The following is a 17,897-nucleotide window of genomic DNA, read 5'->3' on the forward strand; positions in this document are numbered from 1 at the left end:
GCGATGAGCCTGTTCGCGCGCGAACTGCCGCCCACTGCTGGCCTGCCAATGCAGGCCAGCGACTTCCTTCCCGGCGGTGGCGACCTGCGCGAGATCCTGGCCAGCCAACTGGGTACCCCTCCGCTGCAGCTGACCTGCTCCGGCACCCACGCGCTGCTGATCGCGCTGCGTACGCTGCGCAGGCGCGCGCCCAGGCGCGATACCGTGATCATGCCGGCCTATACCTGCCCACTGGTACCGATCGCGGTGCACAGCCTGGGCCTGCGTGTGCAGCTGTGCGACACCCGTCGCGGTCATTTCGACTTCGATCCGGGCCAGCTCAAGCGGCTGGCCGATGGGCGCACGCTTGCGATCCTGCCTACCCACCTGGGAGGACGCATTGCCGATGTGGATCTGGCCAATGAAGTGGCGCGCGCCGCGGGCGCCTGGGTGATCGAAGATGCCGCACAGGCGCTGGGTGCACGGGTCGGCAACAGCAGTGTCGGCCTGCGTGGCGATATCGGATTCTTCAGCCTCGCCGCTGGCAAGGGCCTGAGCCTGCATGAAGGCGGCCTGCTGGTCAGTCGTGACGATGCGTTGCGCGCGGCACTGGCCGAGCATGCCGCCGAGCAGACGCGTTTCAACCTTCGGTGGGAGCTGCTGCGCAGCGTTCAGCTGCTCGGCCTGGCCGCCTGCTACCGCCCGCCGTTGCTGTCGCTGGTGTATGGCAATCCGCTACGCCGTGCGCTGCAGCGTGGCGATCTCGAAGAAGCGGTGGGTGACATCTTCGCGCTGGATATCCCGCAGCACCGGGTCAGCCGATGGCGGCAGAACATCGGAGCCAATGCCGCGCGGCGCCTGCCTGCCTTCCTGCAGGCTGGACGCCTGCGCGCCCTGCAACTGCGGGTGCAGTTGGCGCAACTGCCGGCGGTGGAAGTGGTCGATGGACTGGCCGGTACCGGCGGCACCTGGCCGATGCTGATGCTGCTGCTGCCCAGCCAGCAGGCCCGCGATGGCGTGCTGAAAGAGCTGTGGCCGCGCGGGCTCGGAGTCAGCCGCATGTTCATCCATGCCCTGCCCGACTACACCTACCTGCGCGGCATCGTGCCGGGTGACCCGATGCCCAACGCGCGCGACTTCGCCGCACGCATGCTGACGCTCGGCAACAGCGCCTGGCAGACCCGTAAAGACACCGCCGAAATCCTGCAGGCACTCGCCCGGGCCTGACCTTCAGGCGCAGGCATGACCTGCGCCACACGCATTCATCCCTGCACCTTCCTGAACGCTTTCCCCGGCCGGAAATGCGAGCTTTCAACAGGAAAGGAACGAGAAAGGCTGCCTGCCTACATTGAGCCTGCCCCGGCATCGCGCCGGACGTTTCTTTCATCGACGGACCTGCCCATGCGCTGGAGCATCCTGTGTGACTTCGATGGCACCATCAGCCTCGAAGATGTCATCGACTCGCTGCTGGAGAAGTACGGCCAGCCGGGCTGGCAGGCGCTGGAAGACCAGTGGAAGTCGGGAAAGATCGGCTCGCGCGAATGCATGCAGGGCCAGGTGCGGTTGTTGAAGCTCGACCCGGCCACGCTCGACGCACACCTGGACCAGGTGCAGATCGATCCGGGTTTCTCCGCCTTCGTCACCCGTGCCGACCAGCTCGGCCTGCCGCTGCGCATCGTCAGTGATGGTCTGGACTATGCGATCCACCGCATCCTCGCCAACCATGGCCTGCCGCCGCTGCCGGTGGTGGCCAACCACCTGCGCTGGTGCGATGACCATTGGGAACTGGAATCGCCCTACCAGGCCGAAGGTTGCCGCAGCGGCACCTGCAAATGCACCTGCGCCGCACAGGCACGCGCCAACGAAGCACCGCGCGTGCTGATGATCGGCGATGGCAGCTCGGACTTCTGCGTCTCCGAAGACGCCGACTTCGTGTTCGCCAAGCGCCGCCTGATCACCCATTGCAGCAATGCCGGCATCGAGCATGCCGCCATCGACACCTTCCACGATGCAATCGCGCTGTTGCCGCGCCTGCTTGATGGCAGCCTGCTACAGCCACGTCGCATCGACGCCAGCCCGCAGCCAGCAGCACTGCCGCTGCTGCTGGCCACCGCCTGAGCACTCCCTTCCAAGCACGCCCCCTGTTGTCCTCTTTCGAACGTCCTTCACGGAACCGAACTGCATGAACATTTTTGACAAGAACGCCGACGCAGCCGCCTCCGACGCGCAGCTGCTGGCCGACGAAGCCCGTTACAGCTCCTTCGGCGACACCGTCCACTACGTCGACCCGCCGAAGATCTTCCAGCGCGGTGAAGGCAGCTACATGTTCGACGGTGCGGGCGTGCCCTACCTCGACCTGCAGATGTGGTACTCGGCCTGCAACTTCGGCTACAGCAACAAGCGCCTGAACGACGCGCTGAAGGACCAGATCGACACCCTGCCGCAGGTGGCCAGCCAGTACCTGCACCCGACCCGCGTGCAGCTGGCCAAGACCATTGCCGTGGACATGCACGAGAAGTTCGGCCTCGACGGCCGCGTGCATTTCAACGTCGGCGGCGCGCAGGCCATTGAAGACTCGCTGAAGATCGTGCGCAACGCGCGTGGCGGCAAGAGCCTGATGTTCGCCTTCGAAGGTGGTTACCACGGCCGCACCCTGGGTGCGTCGTCGATCACCTCCAGCTACCGCTACCGCCGCCGCTACGGCCACTTCGGCGAGCGCGCGATGTTCATCCCGTTCCCGTACCCGTTCCGTCGCCCGAAGGGCATGACCCCGGACGAGTATTCCGACCACTGCGTGTGGCAGTTCGAGCGCCTGTTCGAAAGCGAATACAACGGCGTGTGGGATCCCAAGGTCGGCCAGGCCGAGTACGCCGCGTTCTATGTCGAGCCGATCCAGGGGACCGGCGGCTACGTCATCCCGCCGCGCAACTTCTTCACCGGCCTCAAGCGCGTGCTGGACAAGTACGGCATCCTGATGGTCGTCGATGAAATCCAGATGGGCTTCTGGCGCACCGGCAAGCTGTGGGCGATCGAGCACTTCGGCGTGACCCCGGACGTGCTGGTGTTCGGCAAGGCGCTGACCAACGGCCTGAACCCGTTGTCGGGCCTGTGGGCGCGCGAGGAGCTGATCAACCCGACCGTGTTCCCGCCGGGCTCCACCCACTCCACCTTCAACTCCAACCCGCTGGGCACGCGCCTGGGCCTGGAAGTGCTGAAGCTGGGCAAGGAAATGGATTACGAGCGCACCGTCCCGGAAAAGGGCGCGTACTTCCTCGATGGCCTGCGTGGCCTGCAGAAGCGCCACCCGGAAATCGGCGATGTCGACGGCCTGGGCCTGGCCCTGCGTGCGGAGATCTGCCAGACCGACGGCTACACCCCGAACAAGGAACTGCTGGACCGCATGGTCGACATCGGCCTGGCCGGTGACCTGCTGCACGACGGCAAGCGCATGGGCCTCGTGCTCGACGTGGGTGGCTGGTACAAGAACGTGATCACCTTCGCGCCGTCGCTGGACATCAGCTACGAAGAGATCGACCTGGCGATCACCCTGCTCGACCAGGCGCTGACCAAGGCCAAGGGCTGAGGTCGGATGCGCTGCCGGTTCCCGTGCCGATGGAGATGACGTCACGTGCATCCAGCACTGCGCTGGAACCGGCCGCGCTGTTGGAAGGCTTCCTGGCCCACCCGCCGCTCGGTTTCGAGGCAGGCCGCCTGCCCAGTGGCCTGCCGACCTTCCGTGCGCCGCTGGACCTGACCACCACGATGGACGACGCACTCCGCGGCAAGCTGCTCGGCCTGCCGCTGTCGCGCCTGTGGCGGCCGTGGATCACCTGGCAGACCCGCTTCATCGGTGCCACCAGCACCGAGTACGCCCCGCTGCCGGCGCACGTCGCGCCGGAGGCACTGGCCGAGGACGTGATGCGACACGCGATCGGCGATACGCGCCTGCTGGTGGTCAAGGACCTGGCCATCGATTCACCGCTGCTGGACGATGCAGCCAACGCACACAGCGATGCCTTCCTGCAGGCGCTGCTGGCACGCGGCTTCGTCGAACTGGAAGGCATGCCACTGGCCTGGGTGGCGATCGATTTCGATTCGCTCGACGGCTATCTCGGCCGCCTGTCGTCCTCGCGCCGCAAGAACATCCGGCGCAAGCTGCGCTCGCGTGATGACCTGCAGATCGACTGCGTCGCCACTGGTGATCCGGCGCTGGCCGACCCGCAGCTGCAGGCCGAACTGTACGCGCTGTACTTGGGCGTGTTCGCGCAGAGCGCGGTGCATTTCGACCAGCTCGACCTGCCCTATTTCCAGTACCTTCTGGCCGACAGCCAGGGCCAGGGACGGATGTTCCTGTACCACCACCAGGGCCAGCTGATCGGCTGGAACCTGTGCTACGTGCATGCCGGCAAGCTGGTGGACAAGTACATCGGCCTGGCCTATCCGCAATCGCGCGAGCACAACCTGTACGCGATCAGCTGGATGCACAACCTCGAGTACGCGCTGCAGCACGGCCTGAGCCACTACGTGGCCGGCTGGACCGATTCGCGGATCAAGGCCGAACTGGGTGCCAGCTTCACCTCCACCCGGCATGCGATCCACGCCCGTTCTCCGCTGCTGCGTGCAGCCCTGCGCAGGCTGGCCCCGTACCTGCAGGGCGAACCGGACGGAGGCGGTTGAACGATGCCGTTGCGTTCCCCGCTGATCCTGGACCTGGACGGTGGCGTGCTGCCGCTGCCACAAGCGCAGACCCTGGCCCTGTCGCAGTGGCACGACCCGCTGCGCTTCGCCTGCAGCAATGCCACCCTGGAGCGTTTCGCCACTGAAGTGCTGGCACCGCTGCCCGCGCAGCTCGGCACGGTAATGCTCGGCAGTGGCGACTTCCATCACCTCAGCCTGCCGCTGCTGCAGCGCATGCGCACGCAGGCGCCGTTCCAGCTGGTGGTGCTGGACAACCATCCTGACAACATGCGTTTCCCGTTCGGCATGCACTGCGGTTCGTGGGTGAACGCCGCCAGCAAGCTGCCACAGATCTCGCACATCCACGTGCTCGGCATCACCTCCAGCGACATCGGCCTCGGCCATGCCTGGGAGAACCACTGGCGCCCGCTGATGAGCGGCCGGCTGACGTACTGGTGCATGGACGTGGACGTGGGCTGGGGTCACCGCCTGGGCATGGGCCATGCATTCCGCCGCTTCGAGCATCCGGAGGCGCTGGTCGCCGCATTCGCCGCCGAGCAGGCCAAGTCGCCGCAGCCGACCTACCTGTCGATCGACAAGGACGTGTTCGCCGAGGACGTCGCCCGCAGCAACTGGGACCAGGGCCGCTTCCAGCTGGAACACGCACTGGTGGTGATCGAAGCGCTGCGCGCCGGTGGCCTGGCCGGCAGTGACATCACCGGCGAAGTGTCGCTGGCCCACTACCAGAGCCGCTTCAAGCGCTGGCTGTCGTCGCTGGATGGCCAGCCTGACGTCAGCGCCGGGGATCTGCCGGTGTGGCAGGCGCGGCACCAGCAGGTGAACCGGGAGCTGCTGGCGGCGATGGCCTCGGTGCCGACGGCCTGCTGACCGCGTTGATCGTGCCGGCCGCTGGCCGACGTGGCTTCGGTTCGGTAGTGCCGGCCGCTGGCCGGCAACCTCATTGTTCCCAGTCCCACGAGGATGCCGGCCAGCGGCCGACACTACACTGGGTTCCCACCCCAGGAGCCGCCGCCATGCCCCAGACCGTCATCCCCCAGCTGCGCATGCGCCACGCCGATACCACCGTGCCGTTCTACGTACAGGGGCTCGGTTTCGTGGTTGACTGGGAACACCGCTTCGAACCCGGCTTCCCGCTGTTCGCCCAGCTCACCCGCGACGGCCAGACGATCTTCCTCACCGAACACAGCGGTGACTGCGAGGTCGGCGGCGCGGTGTACTTCATCGTCGACGACGTCGACAGCCTGCACCGCGCCTTCAGTGCCGCCAACGTGCCGATCGAGCAACCGCCACACGACACCGAATGGGGCAGCCGGGAGATGCTGCTACACGACCCGGACGGCAACCGCCTGCGCTTTGCCACCGACGCCAGCTGAACCGCTTGGCCTTGAGGTGGATATACGAAACGTATACGCTTCGTATATCAACTCCTCCAGGACCGCCCATGGGCATCGTCAACATCGATGACACCCTGCACGACCAGCTGCGCCGTGCCTGCACCGTTTCCAGCCGCTCGATCAATGCCCAGGCCAATTTCTGGATCAGGGTCGGCATGCTGTGCGAGCTGAACCCCACGCTCAGCTTCCAGGACATCGTCGCCAGCGAACTGCGGGCGGCGGGCGTGCAGCCGCCGCTGTTGTCGCCGGGCCAGGCCTGAGCCAATGGCGATCATCAAGCATCCCGACGAGATCGCGCTGATGGCCGAATCCGGCCGCCTGCTGGCGCAGGTGTTCGCCGCACTCGACCGGCTGCCGCTGCAGGGCCGTAGCACCATGGAGATCAACGATTTCGTCGAACGCATGATCGTCGATGAACTGCAGGCGCGGCCGGCCAGCAAGGGCCAGTACGGCTTCCCCTACGTGCTCAACACCTCGATCGACAACGTGATCTGCCACGGCGTGCCCAGCACCACCGACGTGCTGCGCAACGGCCAGATCGTCAACCTCGACATCACCCTGGAAAAGAACGGCTACATCGCTGACTCCAGCACCACCTATCTGGTCGGTGAGGTCGACTACGCCGCGCGCAGGCTGGTGCAGACCACCTACCAGGCGATGTGGAAAGGCATTGCCGCCGTGCGTCCTGGTGCGCGGCTGGGCGACATCGGCCACGCCATCGCCCGCCATGCGCGCAGCCACGGCTACAGCGTAGTGAAGGAATACTGCGGCCACGGCATCGGCCAGGAGATGCACGAGGAACCGCAGATCCTGCACTACGGCCATCCCAATACCGGCATGGTGCTGGAAGAAGGCATGGTGTTCACCATCGAACCGATGCTCAACCAGGGAAAGCCGGCCATCCGCCAACAGCCTGACGAATGGCCGGTCTACACCCGCGACGGCAAGCTGTCGGCGCAGTTCGAGCACACCGTGGCGGTCACCCGCAGCGGCGTGCGCGTATTGACCCTGCGCCCCGGCGAAACGCCGTTGTGCGACATCGACCGGATGGCGATCGACTGACCTCAGTACTTCCTCGCCTCGATGCCCCTCTTGCATGGCATGCGACAGATGTCGCACACTCGCGACATCAATCGCACGCACAGGTCTGGCCATGCCCCGCCCCCCAACACCTTCGAACGCCGAACTGGAGTTGTTGAAGTGCCTGTGGCGCGATGGCGCCTGCAGTGCGCGTGAACTGCACAACGCGGCAGCTGCTGCACTGGACTGGTCGTATTCGTCCACGCGCAAGACGCTGGAAAGGATGGTCGACAAGGGGCTGGTGAAAGAGGGCAGCCAGCACGGCCTGAATGTCTACAGCGCCCAGGTCGGCAAGGTGGCCACCCTGGCCGCACTCAGTGCCGACTTCGCTCGCCGCGTACTGGAGATCGACGGGCCGCTGCCGACCCAGGCCTTCGCCGAAAGCCGCCTGCTGAGCGACAAGGAAATCGAGCAACTGCAGGCGCTGCTGCTCCAGGGCGACGAGGACCAGCCATGAGCCTGCCATCAACCGGCCTGTGGATGATCAGCCTCGCTGCGAGCCTACTGGGGGCTGGCCTGGTCTGGTACGGCGCGCAACTGTTGCAGCGCCAGCTCGGGCTCTCGCATGCGTCGGCGCGTTTCTGGCTGGGGGCGTGGTTGTGCGCTGTGCTGCCCCCCTTGCTGGCGCTGATGCTGCCGATGCAGGCCACGCCGTTGCAGGAGCTGTCCAGCGCATTGCCGGTTGCGCTGGACAGCGGCAGCGGCGCACTGCTGCCAGTGCAGCTGCCTGCACTCGCGGCCACCGAACCCTTGATGGCCTGGCTGACGCCACTGCTGCTGACCGTCCATATCGCAGGGGCCCTGCTGGCTCTCGCTCGGTGGGCGTTGGCCAGCCGCCGGCTGCGCGCCCTGCTGCGCTACAGTCAGCTGCTGCAGACAATGCAACTGCCGGGCCCGCAATCGCGCCAGGTCATGCGGGAGCTGCAGCAGAAAGGGGTCGCGCTGCGTTTTGTAGCCGGCAACGGCACGCCGTTTGCCCTGTGCAGGCCGCAACCACAGATCATCCTGCCGGCAGCCAGCCTTGCCCTGCCGGATCGAACGCTACGCCTGGTCATTGCCCATGAGGCGGCTCATCTGCAGCGCCGCGATCCCCAGCGCGCTGCGCTGATGCGACTGGTCGGTGCGCTGTACTGGTTCAATCCATTCGTACGACACATTGCCGCGCGCGTGCAGCTTGCCGCCGAGTTGCAATGCGATGCGCGTGCACTGGCCGAGGGGGGCGCCAGCAACGATGGCCGCCTGTTGGCCCACGCCTATATCCAGACACTTCGCCATGCTACGGGAGAGCAACCAGCCAGTGCCCTGACCCATCGCGATTTCGGCGGCCACCAGGTACGCCTGCAGCATATGCTGCAGGGCGATGCGGGTCGCCGCCCCGGTATCACCAGCGTCCTGCTGCTGGTCGCGCTGGGTACCGCCTGCACGCTCGGCCTGGCCACCGTCCATGCCGCCGCGATGGCAGGGCCGCCGTCTCTTCCGCTGCCATTGCCGGTCACATCAGTAACAGTTCTGGAAGCCGCGCTGCCGCCAGCCCCTTCATTCGCTGCGCCGCTGTCCAATGCGCGGGTTACCAGCGTGTTCGGTCATGTTTCTGACTTCCGCCAGCGCGCCCATCGCGGCACCGACTTCGCCGCGCGCCGAGGCACCGCCGTGCTCGCCCCCGCCGACGGCACTGTGATCGCTGCCACCCACGCCTATCCCGATGGCGCCAACTACGGCACGGTTGTCGTGATTGATCATGGCGCTGGCTGGCAGTCGCTGTTTGCGCACCTGCAGGACTTCGCCGTACAGCCAGGCCAGCGCGTGCGCAGGGGCGATCCCATCGCCCGCAGCGGCAACACGGGGCGCACCACCGGCCCACACCTGCACATGGAACTGCTGCGCAACGGAACACGAGTGGACCCCCAGGACTGGCTGCAGTAATGCACTGATCGGCGCTCTGCCGCCGCCTCCATGCATCGTTTCGATACCCGGCCGCGGGAGGACCTGCTGCGGCCCGCTGTCCCGCCGTGACAAAGGAACTGCACGACCATGCGACGATCATCGCCTTCCCCGACAACGCTGCGGCCACACGCTGGCATGTGGCTCACTATTGGCTGCCTGATGGCACCAGCGAATGCTGTGGCCCTTCCACCAAACACAGCCGCCTCTTCAAACACGACCGATCTGGATGCAGTGCACGTCCAGGCCGAGCGCTACGATGCTCGCCGTGACGACACCGCGAGTCGCATCGTGGTGGACCGCGAGGCACTGCAACGGCATGGCGACACCGACCTGCTGGAGGCACTCAAGCGCTTGCCCGGCATCAGCGTTTCCAGTGGTGCACCGGGCCGCCCAGGCAGCGTGTCACTACGCGGCCTGGGTGCCGGCTACACGCAGATCCTGCTGGACGGCCAGCGTACGCCCGCCGGCTTCAGCCTGGACTCGCTGGCCACCGATCTGATCGAGCGCATCGAAATCCTGCGCGCGCCTACTGCTGACCAGGGCATGGGTGCCGTCGCCGGTACACTCAACATCGTCACCCGCGCGCCGATTGCAAAAGACAGCCAGCGGCTGACACTTTCATGGGCCAACAATCAGGGGCGCAGCACCCCATCGGCAAGCTGGCGGCAGACCCATGCCGGCCTGGACCGAGATCATGCACTGACTGCCACAGCTACTGCCCGTGGCTTCCTGGTGGAGGAACGCAGCAGAGAAGATGCTTGGGATGGTGTTGGCGCGCCGTTGCTGCATCGACAATCCCGCCTGCGCGCCACCGGGCATCGTGACAGCGTCTCGCTCGCCCCCTCACTGACACTCAGAACCAGCGAGGACACCACTCTTTCACTGCAGGCCCTGGTGGATGCATCCGACTTCCGTCGCGACATGTACATCGATTGGGAAACGGCGCTGGGTGCGGAACTGCGTACTCCACACTACCGGCAGCGCACGCGTCTGCGCCTTGATCAGGGCCAGGCCAGCGCGGAGTGGGAGAAGAAGCTACCGGACGGCGGCAGCCTGAACCTGCGTCTGGCACTGGATGGCAACCGCGAAAACTACCGCTTCCGCGAGCAGGGACAGGATGCGGGGCAGCAGGACAACCTTCTCGATCGCACCGATGCGCAGCTGCATGTGCTGGGCGGCACTACCCGCGTGCAGTGGACTCTGCCGGCGTGGGGTCGCCATACATTTCAGGTCGGTGCCGAAAGCAGCATGGATTCGCGCCGCGAATCACGCCTGCAGCAACTCCGCTATTCCCCGGATGAGCCATCGACGATCAGCGACCTTTCCTTTGATGCGCGCCTGCACCGCATCGCCGTCTATGCGCAGGACGAGTTCCCATTGGGAACGCGCAGCGCCTTCTATGTCGGCGGTCGCTGGGAACAACTGCAGACCCGCAGCGAAGGGAGTGGCTTCGCTGCGATGCGTCACCGGGCCAGCGTTTTCACGCCGGTCCTGCAGGGTCTCTGGAAGCGCGCAAAGGGCAAGGACCAGCTACGGGTATCACTGAGCCGCAGCTTCCGCGCACCGGCACTGCGCTCACTGGTCCCGCGGCCGTATACCTCCACCAACAACCGCCCACTGAACCCCGACGAGATCGGGAATCCAGCGCTGCGTCCGGAACTGGCATGGGGTCTGGATGCGGCCTGGGAAATGCACGGCCGTGAAGGTACACAGGGGAGCATCGGCGGTTACATGCGCCGCATCGACGCGCCGATCCGCAATGAAACCATCCTGCGTGAAGGGCGTTGGGTATCGACGCCGGTCAACGGTACCCGCGCCACGGCCTGGGGCATCGAAATGGATGGCAGGATGCCGCTGGCACGTCTGTACCGCAGAGCGCCGGATATCGAGCTGCGCGGCAACGCCACCTGGAACCACTCCCGGGTCAGGGATCTTCCCGGGCCTGACAATCGGATTGAAGACCAGGTGCCATTCACCGCCAGTGCGTCGCTCGATTACCGCATTTCATCGCGCTGGAGCAGTGGCCTGGCGTACACCCATCGCAGCGGAGGCAGAATACGCTACAGCCTGAGCGAGCTGGACATCACGTCCTATCGACGCGAGCTGGAGGCTTGGGCGCAGTACGCAAGCGAACGGCGCGGCAAGCTGCGCTTGACCGCCTCGAACCTGTTGGCGCAGGACCTCGAGACCGGCCAGTGGCGTTTCGACGAAGGCGGATCGCAGGTACTTCGCAACACCCGACGTTCCGTGCCCGGTCTTCGCCTGCAATGGGAGCTCCCACTGTGATCAGCATATGCACGGGGTACAACTCAAACGCACAGCACCCGGCCGCGTGAACCGTATAGGTGGAACACACACGCAACACCGGCGTGCGTCATGCACTCATGGCGATAGCGGACGCAACAGCAGCAGCGTGGCGAGGCAGAACATGAAGACCGCCACGCCTGCGTCCAGCACACGCCACGCAGCCGGCCTGCGGAACACCGGCTGCAGGATGCGCGCGCCATAGCCCAACGTGCAGAACCAGGCCACACTGGCAACGCAGGCACCGGCGGCGAAGGCCCAGCGCAGATCGCCGGGGTAACGCGTGGACAGGCTGCCCAGCAGCACGACGGTATCCAGATAGACGTGCGGGTTGAGCAGGGTGAAGGCCAGGCAGGTCATCAGCACCTGCCGTCCACTGCCGCCCTGCGCCTCGGCGGCGGCCAGCGCGCTGCCACCGCGCCACGCGCGCAGCCCGGCCTGCAGGCCGTACCAGAGCAGGAATGCCGCGCCACCGAAGCGCAGCACCTGCAGCAGCAGCGGCCACTGCAGCACCAGCGCGCCCATCCCGCCCACGCCGGCCAGGATCAGCGCGATGTCCGCGCCGGCACAGGCCAGCACCACCCTCCCCACATGGCGCTGCTGCAGGCCCTGGCGCAGCACGAAGGCGTTCTGCGCGCCGATGGCGATGATCAGGCCGGCACCTGCGAACAGGCCGGCGGCGGTAGCGGCAATCCACATCAGGGACGGGCCAGGCAGTGAAGGGACGCGCAGGGTGCGGCCAACGGTCCTGTTAAGACAATCTGTTTTTTCTTTATCCTGTGCAGAAAAACTGAAGAGGCTTCCGCGTGGACCTGGTACATCCGCAACTTGCCGCCTTCGCTGCGGTGCTGGAAGAGGGCAGCTTCGAGGCTGGGGCACGCCGCCTGTCGATCAGCCCGTCGGCACTTTCGCAGCGGATCAAGGCACTGGAGGATCGGCTCGGCCAGGTGCTGGTCGTGCGCCAGGCACCGTGCCGGCCCACCGCCGCAGGTGAAGCGCTGCTGCGCCGGGTACGGCCGATGCAGGCGCTGGAGGCCGAGGCACTGGCCGAGCTGTTGCCCGAACGCGGCAGCGATGCCGCGCGCACACCGATCCCCTTGGCGGTCAATGACGACTCGCTTGATACCTGGTTCGTGCCGGCCATCGCCGAACTGCACCAGCGCCATGGCTACCTGTTCGACCTGCGCATGGACGACCAGGATCACACCCTGCAGCTGCTGCGCGATGGCAGCGTGCTCGGCGCGGTCACCGCCGAAAGCCAGCCGGTGAAAGGCTGCAACGTGCACCCGCTCGGCGCGATGCGCTACCACGCTGTCGCCTCGCCCGGCTTCGCCCGCCAGTACTTCAGCGACGGCATGCAGGCTGCGGCACTGGCGCGCGCACCGATGCTGGTGTTCAACCGCAAGGATGAACTGCAATGGCGCTTCGTGCGGCGCCTGACCCGCGCCCGCCTGCAGCCACCGCTACACTACCTGCCCTCCTCCACCGGTTTCGTCGAAGCCGCTGCGTGCGGACTCGGCTGGGGCATGGCCCCGGAAACCCTGGTCGCGCCCGCCGTGCGCGCGGGCCGCGTGGTGGTACTGGAACCCCGCCGCTGGCTCGATGTGCCGTTGTACTGGCAGCATGCCGCCGTACGCTCAAGCACGCTGCAGCACATCACCCAGGCGCTGCGCACTGCGGCCAGCGGCACCCTACGATGAGGACAATCCAATGACCGCAGACCCGGGCTTCACGCCGCGCGCACTACCGTTTGCGCACTTCTTCACCATTGGGACGGCATGGGCGTGATCGGCCGACGTACAAGGATGCACTGCGCGAAGGCCGCGCTGGCACTGGCAGCCTGCCTGCCACTGGCTGCAGCGGCGCAGACTCTCACCGATGCACCCGCATTGGACTGGGAACAGGCTCGGCAGCGGCTGGAGCAGGTCTCCGACGCACTGGCCGCCTCCGATGCCGCCGTACGCAACAAGCAGGACCTGCAGGAAGCCACGCGCCTGCTGCGCCTGCCGGAGATCACCGGCGAGGTACGCCGCCTGCAGTTCCAGAAGACCCTCACCCTGCCACTGGGTTCGCTGGCGCCGGTGGCCGAGGCCTATGGCATCGACTCGCCGCTGTCATTCACCGAACGCGACTGGCGTACCCGGCCCGTGGTCACTGCGGTGCTACCGTTGTACACCGGCGGCGTGATTCCGGCCGCGCAACGTGCCGCCAGCGCTGCCCACGAGCAGGCCAGCGCCGAGCGCGAGGCTCAACGCCAATCGCTGACCGTGCAGCTGGCCCAGGCCTATTTCGGCCAGCGCCTGGCCGAGCAGGCGGTGGATGTGCGGCGCGAGGTGCGCGATGGCCTCAACCGCCACCTGTCCGACGCGGAGAAGCTGGAACGTGAGGGCTTCGCCACCCGTGCACAGCGCCTGCAGGCCACCGTGGCCCGCGACAAGGCCGAGCGCGAGTACCAGAAGACAATGAATGACCTGGCCACGCTGAAGGCGGCGCTGGCCACACTGCTGCGCAGTGGTGGCGAAGTACAGCCGGTATCACCGCTGTTCGTGCAGCGCGTGCCGCTGGATCCGGTCACCAGCTTCGAGCGCACCGCGCAGGCACGCCAGCCGCAGATCGCACGCCTGCGGGCGATGGTGGCGCAGGCCGAACAGGGCGTGCGCGTGCAGCAGGCCAAGCTGAAACCGCAGATCTTCGCCTTCGGCCAGTACGACTTCCGTCGCCGCGACGAGATGCTGACCGATCCGGACTGGGCGTTCGGCATCGGCCTGAAGTACACCTTCCTGTCGCCAAACTCGCGACCGGCGCAGATCAGCGCCGCGCGTGCGCAGCAGGACCAGGCCGAAGCGGGCCTGCGTGAGGCCGAGAACCAAGTCGCGCTGGGCGTGCGCAAGGCCTGGAACGAGCTGGAAACCGCGCGCCAGCAGTACGTGCTGCTCGACAGCAGCATTGCCCAGGCACAGGAAAACCTGCGCCTGCAGGAGTTGGCGTTCCGCGAGGGCCAGGCCACCTCGCTGGATGTGATCGATGCACGGCTCGGCCTCGGCGGCGCCCGCGTCGAGCGCGCGCAGGCCGCCTATCAATACGATATTGCGCTGGCACAGTTGCTGGAGATAAGTGGACAGATGGACCGTTTCGAAGAATTCCGGCGCCGTGCGGACGAGGTGATCGACCATGAGTGATGTGCTGCACGACGATGCGACGACGCCCCCGGGCAAGCGCCGGTTGGGACCGATCCTGATAGTGGTGCTGCTGGTCGTGGTGGTGCTCGGCCTGTGGCTGGCCTGGCGCAGCCCAGGCGACCAGATCCAGGGCATGGCCGATGCGGACACCATCAACGTGGCCGCCAAGATCACCGCGCGCGTGGCCGAGCTGAAGGTGCGCGAGGGCGACCGCGTGCAGCCCGGGCAGGTGCTGTTCCTGCTCGACAGCCCCGAAGTGGCCGCCAAGGAACAGCAGGCGCACGGTGCATTGGCCGCCGCACAGGCGGTGGCCGACAAGGCCGACGAAGGCGCGCGCAGCGAAGACATCCGCGCCGCCGAAGCGAACTGGAAGCGGGCCGAAGCCGGTGCGACGCTGGCTGAAGCCACCTACCGGCGCGTGCAGAACCTGTTCAACGAAGGAGTGATGACCCGGCAGAAGCGCGATGAGGCGCATGCCCAGGCCACCAGTTCCCGGGAACTGGCGCGTGCCGCGCGTGCGCAGTACGACATGGCACTGGCCGGCGCACGCGAGCAGGACAAGCGTGCCGCGCAGGGCCAGGTGCAGCAGGCACAGGGCGCGGTGGCCGAAGTCAACGCTGCGCGTGTCGAGGTCGAAGGGCGCGCACCGGTGGCCGGCGAGATCAACAAGCGCATGGCCGACCCGGGCGAACTGGTGCCGGCCGGCTACCCGGTGTTCACACTGGTCGACATCGACCGCATGTGGGTGGCGATGAACCTGCGCGAATCGCAGATGCAGGGCCTGAAGGTCGGCAGCAAGCTGCGCGGCAGCGTGCCGGCGCTCGGCCAGGACGGCGAATTCGAGGTCTACTTCATCAACCCGGCCGGCGACTATGCAACCTGGCGCACCACCCGCCAGTCGTCCGGCTACGACGTCCGCAGCTTCGAGGTGCGGGTGCGCCCGGTACGCCGCATCGAGGGCTTCCGCCCGGGCATGAGCGTGCTGTTCGCATGGCCCCAGCACTGAGCCCCGACCGCGGCGGCTTCGCCGGCTCCTGGCGGCGCGAACTGCGTGCGCTGCGCGGCAGCCGCGCCGATCTGATGTTGGTCACCTTGCTGCCGCTGTTGATGCTGGCCGTGATGGCGTGGATGTTCACGCCCTCGGTGATGCGCGACATACCCATCGCCGTGGTCGACCTCGACCACAGCGGTGACAGCCGCCTGCTGCTGCGCATGCTCGATGCCAGTCCCGGCGTGCGCATCGCCAGCCAGCCGGCGGACCTGGAAGACGCACGCTCGCAGCTGCGCAGCCTGGACGTGTTCGCCATCGTGCTGGTGCCGCGCGACGTCACCCGGCAGGCGCTGCGTGGCCGCCAGGGCACGGTGTTCGCCTATTACAACGCTACCTACATGACCACTGGACAATCCGCTGCGCGCGATATCGGCGACGCGGTCTCGGCCTGGAACGCGCGCCTGCTACGCGAGCGCATCGGCCTGCAGGTCGGCCCGGGCAAGCTGCGTGCGGCGCCGATCGCGGTGCAGTCGGACATCCTCTACAACCCTGCACGCAGCTACGAACTGTTCCTGCTGCCGCTGATCTTCCCGGCGGTACTGTCACTGGTACTGGCGCTTGCCGTGGCCGGCAGCCTCGGCCGCGAGATCCGCGACGGCACCCTGCGCGCCTGGCTGGGCCGCACGCCGTGGCCGGCGATCGCCGGCAAGGTCGCGCCATACATCCTGCTGTTCTCGGTGTATGGCGCACTCGGCATCGGCTACCTCGCCTGGCTGCGCGGCGATGGCGTGGCGGGCAGCGTGCTCCTGCTGCTGCTCGCACAACCCTTGTTCTATCTGGCTACCGCCGCCTACGCGCTGTTCTTCGTCGGCGTCACCCGCGACATGGGCACCGCGCTGTCCGCGGTCGGCCTCAGCATCGGCACCGCGCTGGCGTTCTCCAGCGCGACCTTCCCGGTGCTGGACGGCCCGTTGTTCACCCGCATCTGGCACCAGCTGCTGCCACTGAGCGCCTACATCAAGCTGCAGACCCAGCAGCAGTTCATCGGTTCGCCGCTGCTGGTCTCGTCGTGGCCGCTGGCCACGCTGCTGCTGATGTCAGTCGTAGCCGGCGGCATCGGTGGGCTGCGCCTGATCGCCTTCGCGCGTGCGCCCGAGGCCGCACAACCGGCAGGGGCCGACGCATGAGCGCACTGTGGCGCAGCCTGCGGCAGACCCTGATGGCGGTGCTGTGCGACCGCTATGCGATCGTGGTGATGGTCGGCGCGGTGATCCTGTATTCGTTCTTCTACCCGGCCGCATACCGCCACCAGGTGGCCGGCAACCTGCCGGTGCTGGTGGTGGATGAAGACCACAGCGCGACCAGCCGCGAACTGCTGCGCAAGCTCGATGCACTGCGGGTCGCGCGCGTGGTCGGGCAACCGGCCGACATCGACAGCGCACGCCAACAGCTGGAAGCCGGCCACGCCGAAGGCGTCGTGCTGATCCCGGCCAACCTGGAGCGCGACATCCTGCGCGGCCATCCTGCCAAGCTGGTGCTGCTCGGCAACGGTGCCTACCTGGGCCGCGCCAGCTGGGTGCTGGGCAGCGTGGCCGATGCACTGGGTGCCTTCGGGCGTGACGCCGTGGTCGGCCAGGCCGCCTTCATGGGCGCGCCGCAGGCACCACCGATCACCCTGGTGCAGCGCCCGCTGTACAACACCCAGGAAGGCTACGGCAGCGCCATCGTGCCCGGCGTGGCCGAGCTGATCGTGCACCAGACGCTGCTGATGGGCATCGGCGTCCTGCTCGGCGGCCGCCGCCTCGCACTCGGTCGGCGACTGCGCTTCGACCTCCCGACTTTGGGGGGCATGGCATTGGGCTTCGGCCTGATCGGACTGTTCGGCCTGTTCTACTACGCCGGTTTCACCGCCTGGGTGCAGGACTATCCGCGCGGCGGCAACCCGCTGGGCCAGCTGCTGGGCGGCACCCTGTTCATCGCCGCCACGGTGGCGTTCGGCCTGTTCGTCGGCAGCTTCTTCCGCACCCGCGAGCGTGCGTTCCAGTACATCATTGCCACCTCGATCCCGCTGTTCTTCCTGGCCAACCTGTCGTGGCCGGCGGTGATGACGCCGCAACCGCTGGTCTGGCTGGCGCAGTTGCTGCCGACCACCTCGGGCATCAACCTGATGGTGCGCCTGAACCAGATGGATGCCAGTCTTGCGGAAGTCAGCCACGAGCTGATCACCCTCAGCACCCTGCTACTGCTCTACGGTGCCCTCGCCGCCTGGCGCCTCCTCGCAAAAAAGGGGACGGAGGGGATTAAGTCGTAAGCGGCCGGTTGGGGGAT

Annotated in this window: 17 protein-coding genes; 16 read left to right on the forward strand and 1 reads right to left on the reverse strand. The window is 67.0% G+C overall.

The annotated features are described in order from the left end of the window. The first annotated feature begins 3 nt into the window (after positions 1–3). The 11 genes from V9K93_RS02325 (at position 4) to V9K93_RS02375 (ending at position 11,381) form a co-directional block, all read left to right on the forward strand. Complete coding sequence (locus V9K93_RS02325; RefSeq protein ID WP_136638307.1) at positions 4–1,206, forward strand: DegT/DnrJ/EryC1/StrS family aminotransferase; 1,203 nt, start codon at positions 4–6, stop codon at positions 1,204–1,206. A 174-nt stretch (positions 1,207–1,380) separates the two neighbouring features. Beyond that, the gene (locus V9K93_RS02330) at positions 1,381–2,097 is read left to right on the forward strand and encodes an MtnX-like HAD-IB family phosphatase (protein WP_337302011.1); all 717 of its coding nucleotides are present in this window, start codon (positions 1,381–1,383) and stop codon (positions 2,095–2,097) included. A 64-nt stretch (positions 2,098–2,161) separates the two neighbouring features. Further along, positions 2,162–3,562, forward strand: a complete 1,401-nt coding sequence (locus V9K93_RS02335; protein WP_046983245.1) for an aspartate aminotransferase family protein — start codon at positions 2,162–2,164, stop codon at positions 3,560–3,562. A 29-nt stretch (positions 3,563–3,591) separates the two neighbouring features. Further along, positions 3,592–4,656 (forward strand): GNAT family N-acetyltransferase, encoded by a 1,065-nt coding sequence (locus V9K93_RS02340; protein WP_337302012.1) that lies wholly within the window; start codon positions 3,592–3,594, stop codon positions 4,654–4,656. Between the two features lie 3 nt (positions 4,657–4,659). Beyond that, a complete protein-coding gene (locus V9K93_RS02345) occupies positions 4,660–5,544 on the forward strand; it encodes an arginase family protein (protein WP_337302013.1) in 885 nt (294 codons plus the stop codon). A gap of 146 nt (positions 5,545–5,690) precedes the next feature. Then, positions 5,691–6,050, forward strand: a complete 360-nt coding sequence (locus V9K93_RS02350; RefSeq protein WP_046983248.1) for a bleomycin resistance protein — start codon at positions 5,691–5,693, stop codon at positions 6,048–6,050. A gap of 68 nt (positions 6,051–6,118) precedes the next feature. Next, positions 6,119–6,331, forward strand: a complete 213-nt coding sequence (locus V9K93_RS02355; protein ID WP_253077686.1) for a ParD-like family protein — start codon at positions 6,119–6,121, stop codon at positions 6,329–6,331. A gap of 10 nt (positions 6,332–6,341) precedes the next feature. Continuing rightward, complete coding sequence (map, locus tag V9K93_RS02360; RefSeq protein ID WP_337302154.1) at positions 6,342–7,133, forward strand: type I methionyl aminopeptidase; 792 nt, start codon at positions 6,342–6,344, stop codon at positions 7,131–7,133. Positions 7,134–7,224: 91 nt separating this feature from the next. After that, on the forward strand, positions 7,225–7,608 hold the full coding sequence (locus V9K93_RS02365; protein WP_046983251.1) for a BlaI/MecI/CopY family transcriptional regulator: 384 nt from the start codon (positions 7,225–7,227) through the stop codon (positions 7,606–7,608). Continuing rightward, on the forward strand, positions 7,605–9,074 hold the full coding sequence (locus V9K93_RS02370) for a peptidoglycan DD-metalloendopeptidase family protein (protein ID WP_337302014.1): 1,470 nt from the start codon (positions 7,605–7,607) through the stop codon (positions 9,072–9,074). The genes V9K93_RS02365 and V9K93_RS02370 overlap by 4 nt, the downstream gene beginning before the upstream one ends. 252 nt (positions 9,075–9,326) lie before the next feature. After that, positions 9,327–11,381: a TonB-dependent receptor plug domain-containing protein gene (locus tag V9K93_RS02375; RefSeq protein ID WP_337302015.1), complete on the forward strand. Its 2,055-nt coding sequence runs from the start codon at positions 9,327–9,329 to the stop codon at positions 11,379–11,381. A gap of 96 nt (positions 11,382–11,477) precedes the next feature. Here V9K93_RS02375 and V9K93_RS02380 read toward each other — a convergent pair whose 3' ends face one another. Further along, positions 11,478–12,098, reverse strand: a complete 621-nt coding sequence (locus V9K93_RS02380) for a LysE/ArgO family amino acid transporter (RefSeq protein ID WP_337302016.1) — start codon at positions 12,096–12,098, stop codon at positions 11,478–11,480. A gap of 107 nt (positions 12,099–12,205) precedes the next feature. Here V9K93_RS02380 and V9K93_RS02385 point away from each other — a divergent pair, with 107 nt between their 5' ends. The 5 genes from V9K93_RS02385 to V9K93_RS02405 all read left to right on the forward strand — a co-directional run bounded on the left by V9K93_RS02385 (position 12,206) and on the right by V9K93_RS02405 (position 17,880). After that, on the forward strand, positions 12,206–13,099 hold the full coding sequence (locus V9K93_RS02385; RefSeq protein WP_295377722.1) for a LysR family transcriptional regulator ArgP: 894 nt from the start codon (positions 12,206–12,208) through the stop codon (positions 13,097–13,099). A gap of 78 nt (positions 13,100–13,177) precedes the next feature. Further along, entirely contained in the window at positions 13,178–14,578 is a 1,401-nt protein-coding gene (locus V9K93_RS02390) for a TolC family protein (RefSeq protein WP_337302017.1), read from the forward strand. Continuing rightward, on the forward strand, positions 14,571–15,584 hold the full coding sequence (locus tag V9K93_RS02395) for an HlyD family secretion protein (RefSeq protein ID WP_136638316.1): 1,014 nt from the start codon (positions 14,571–14,573) through the stop codon (positions 15,582–15,584). The genes V9K93_RS02390 and V9K93_RS02395 overlap by 8 nt, the downstream gene beginning before the upstream one ends. Next, positions 15,569–16,756, forward strand: coding sequence for an ABC transporter permease (locus V9K93_RS02400; RefSeq protein WP_046983258.1), 1,188 nt, complete (start codon positions 15,569–15,571; stop codon positions 16,754–16,756). Before V9K93_RS02395 ends, V9K93_RS02400 begins: the two co-directional genes overlap by 16 nt. Then, positions 16,753–17,880, forward strand: a complete 1,128-nt coding sequence (locus V9K93_RS02405; RefSeq protein ID WP_046983259.1) for an ABC transporter permease — start codon at positions 16,753–16,755, stop codon at positions 17,878–17,880. The genes V9K93_RS02400 and V9K93_RS02405 overlap by 4 nt, the downstream gene beginning before the upstream one ends. The last annotated feature ends 17 nt before the right edge of the window (positions 17,881–17,897 follow it).

Origin of the sequence: Stenotrophomonas sp. CCNWLW162, assembly GCF_037203745.1 — a bacterium.
Classification (GTDB): domain Bacteria; phylum Pseudomonadota; class Gammaproteobacteria; order Xanthomonadales; family Xanthomonadaceae; genus Stenotrophomonas; species Stenotrophomonas maltophilia_AQ.

What these genes read in the sequence shown, in the direction of transcription:
- V9K93_RS02325 (WP_136638307.1), top strand. Translation starts at nt 4, where the DNA reads ATGAGCCTGTTCGCGCGCGAACTGCCGCCCACTGCTGGCCTGCCAATG.
- V9K93_RS02330 (WP_337302011.1), top strand. Translation starts at nt 1,381, where the DNA reads ATGCGCTGGAGCATCCTGTGTGACTTCGATGGCACCATCAGCCTCGAA.
- V9K93_RS02335 (WP_046983245.1), top strand. Translation starts at nt 2,162, where the DNA reads ATGAACATTTTTGACAAGAACGCCGACGCAGCCGCCTCCGACGCGCAG.
- V9K93_RS02340 (WP_337302012.1), top strand. Translation starts at nt 3,592, where the DNA reads ATGGAGATGACGTCACGTGCATCCAGCACTGCGCTGGAACCGGCCGCG.
- V9K93_RS02345 (WP_337302013.1), top strand. Translation starts at nt 4,660, where the DNA reads ATGCCGTTGCGTTCCCCGCTGATCCTGGACCTGGACGGTGGCGTGCTG.
- V9K93_RS02350 (WP_046983248.1), top strand. Translation starts at nt 5,691, where the DNA reads ATGCCCCAGACCGTCATCCCCCAGCTGCGCATGCGCCACGCCGATACC.
- V9K93_RS02355 (WP_253077686.1), top strand. Translation starts at nt 6,119, where the DNA reads ATGGGCATCGTCAACATCGATGACACCCTGCACGACCAGCTGCGCCGT.
- V9K93_RS02365 (WP_046983251.1), top strand. Translation starts at nt 7,225, where the DNA reads ATGCCCCGCCCCCCAACACCTTCGAACGCCGAACTGGAGTTGTTGAAG.
- V9K93_RS02370 (WP_337302014.1), top strand. Translation starts at nt 7,605, where the DNA reads ATGAGCCTGCCATCAACCGGCCTGTGGATGATCAGCCTCGCTGCGAGC.
- V9K93_RS02380 (WP_337302016.1), bottom strand. Translation starts at nt 12,098, where the DNA reads ATGTGGATTGCCGCTACCGCCGCCGGCCTGTTCGCAGGTGCCGGCCTG.
- V9K93_RS02390 (WP_337302017.1), top strand. Translation starts at nt 13,178, where the DNA reads ATGGGCGTGATCGGCCGACGTACAAGGATGCACTGCGCGAAGGCCGCG.
- V9K93_RS02395 (WP_136638316.1), top strand. Translation starts at nt 14,571, where the DNA reads ATGAGTGATGTGCTGCACGACGATGCGACGACGCCCCCGGGCAAGCGC.
- V9K93_RS02400 (WP_046983258.1), top strand. Translation starts at nt 15,569, where the DNA reads ATGGCCCCAGCACTGAGCCCCGACCGCGGCGGCTTCGCCGGCTCCTGG.
- V9K93_RS02405 (WP_046983259.1), top strand. Translation starts at nt 16,753, where the DNA reads ATGAGCGCACTGTGGCGCAGCCTGCGGCAGACCCTGATGGCGGTGCTG.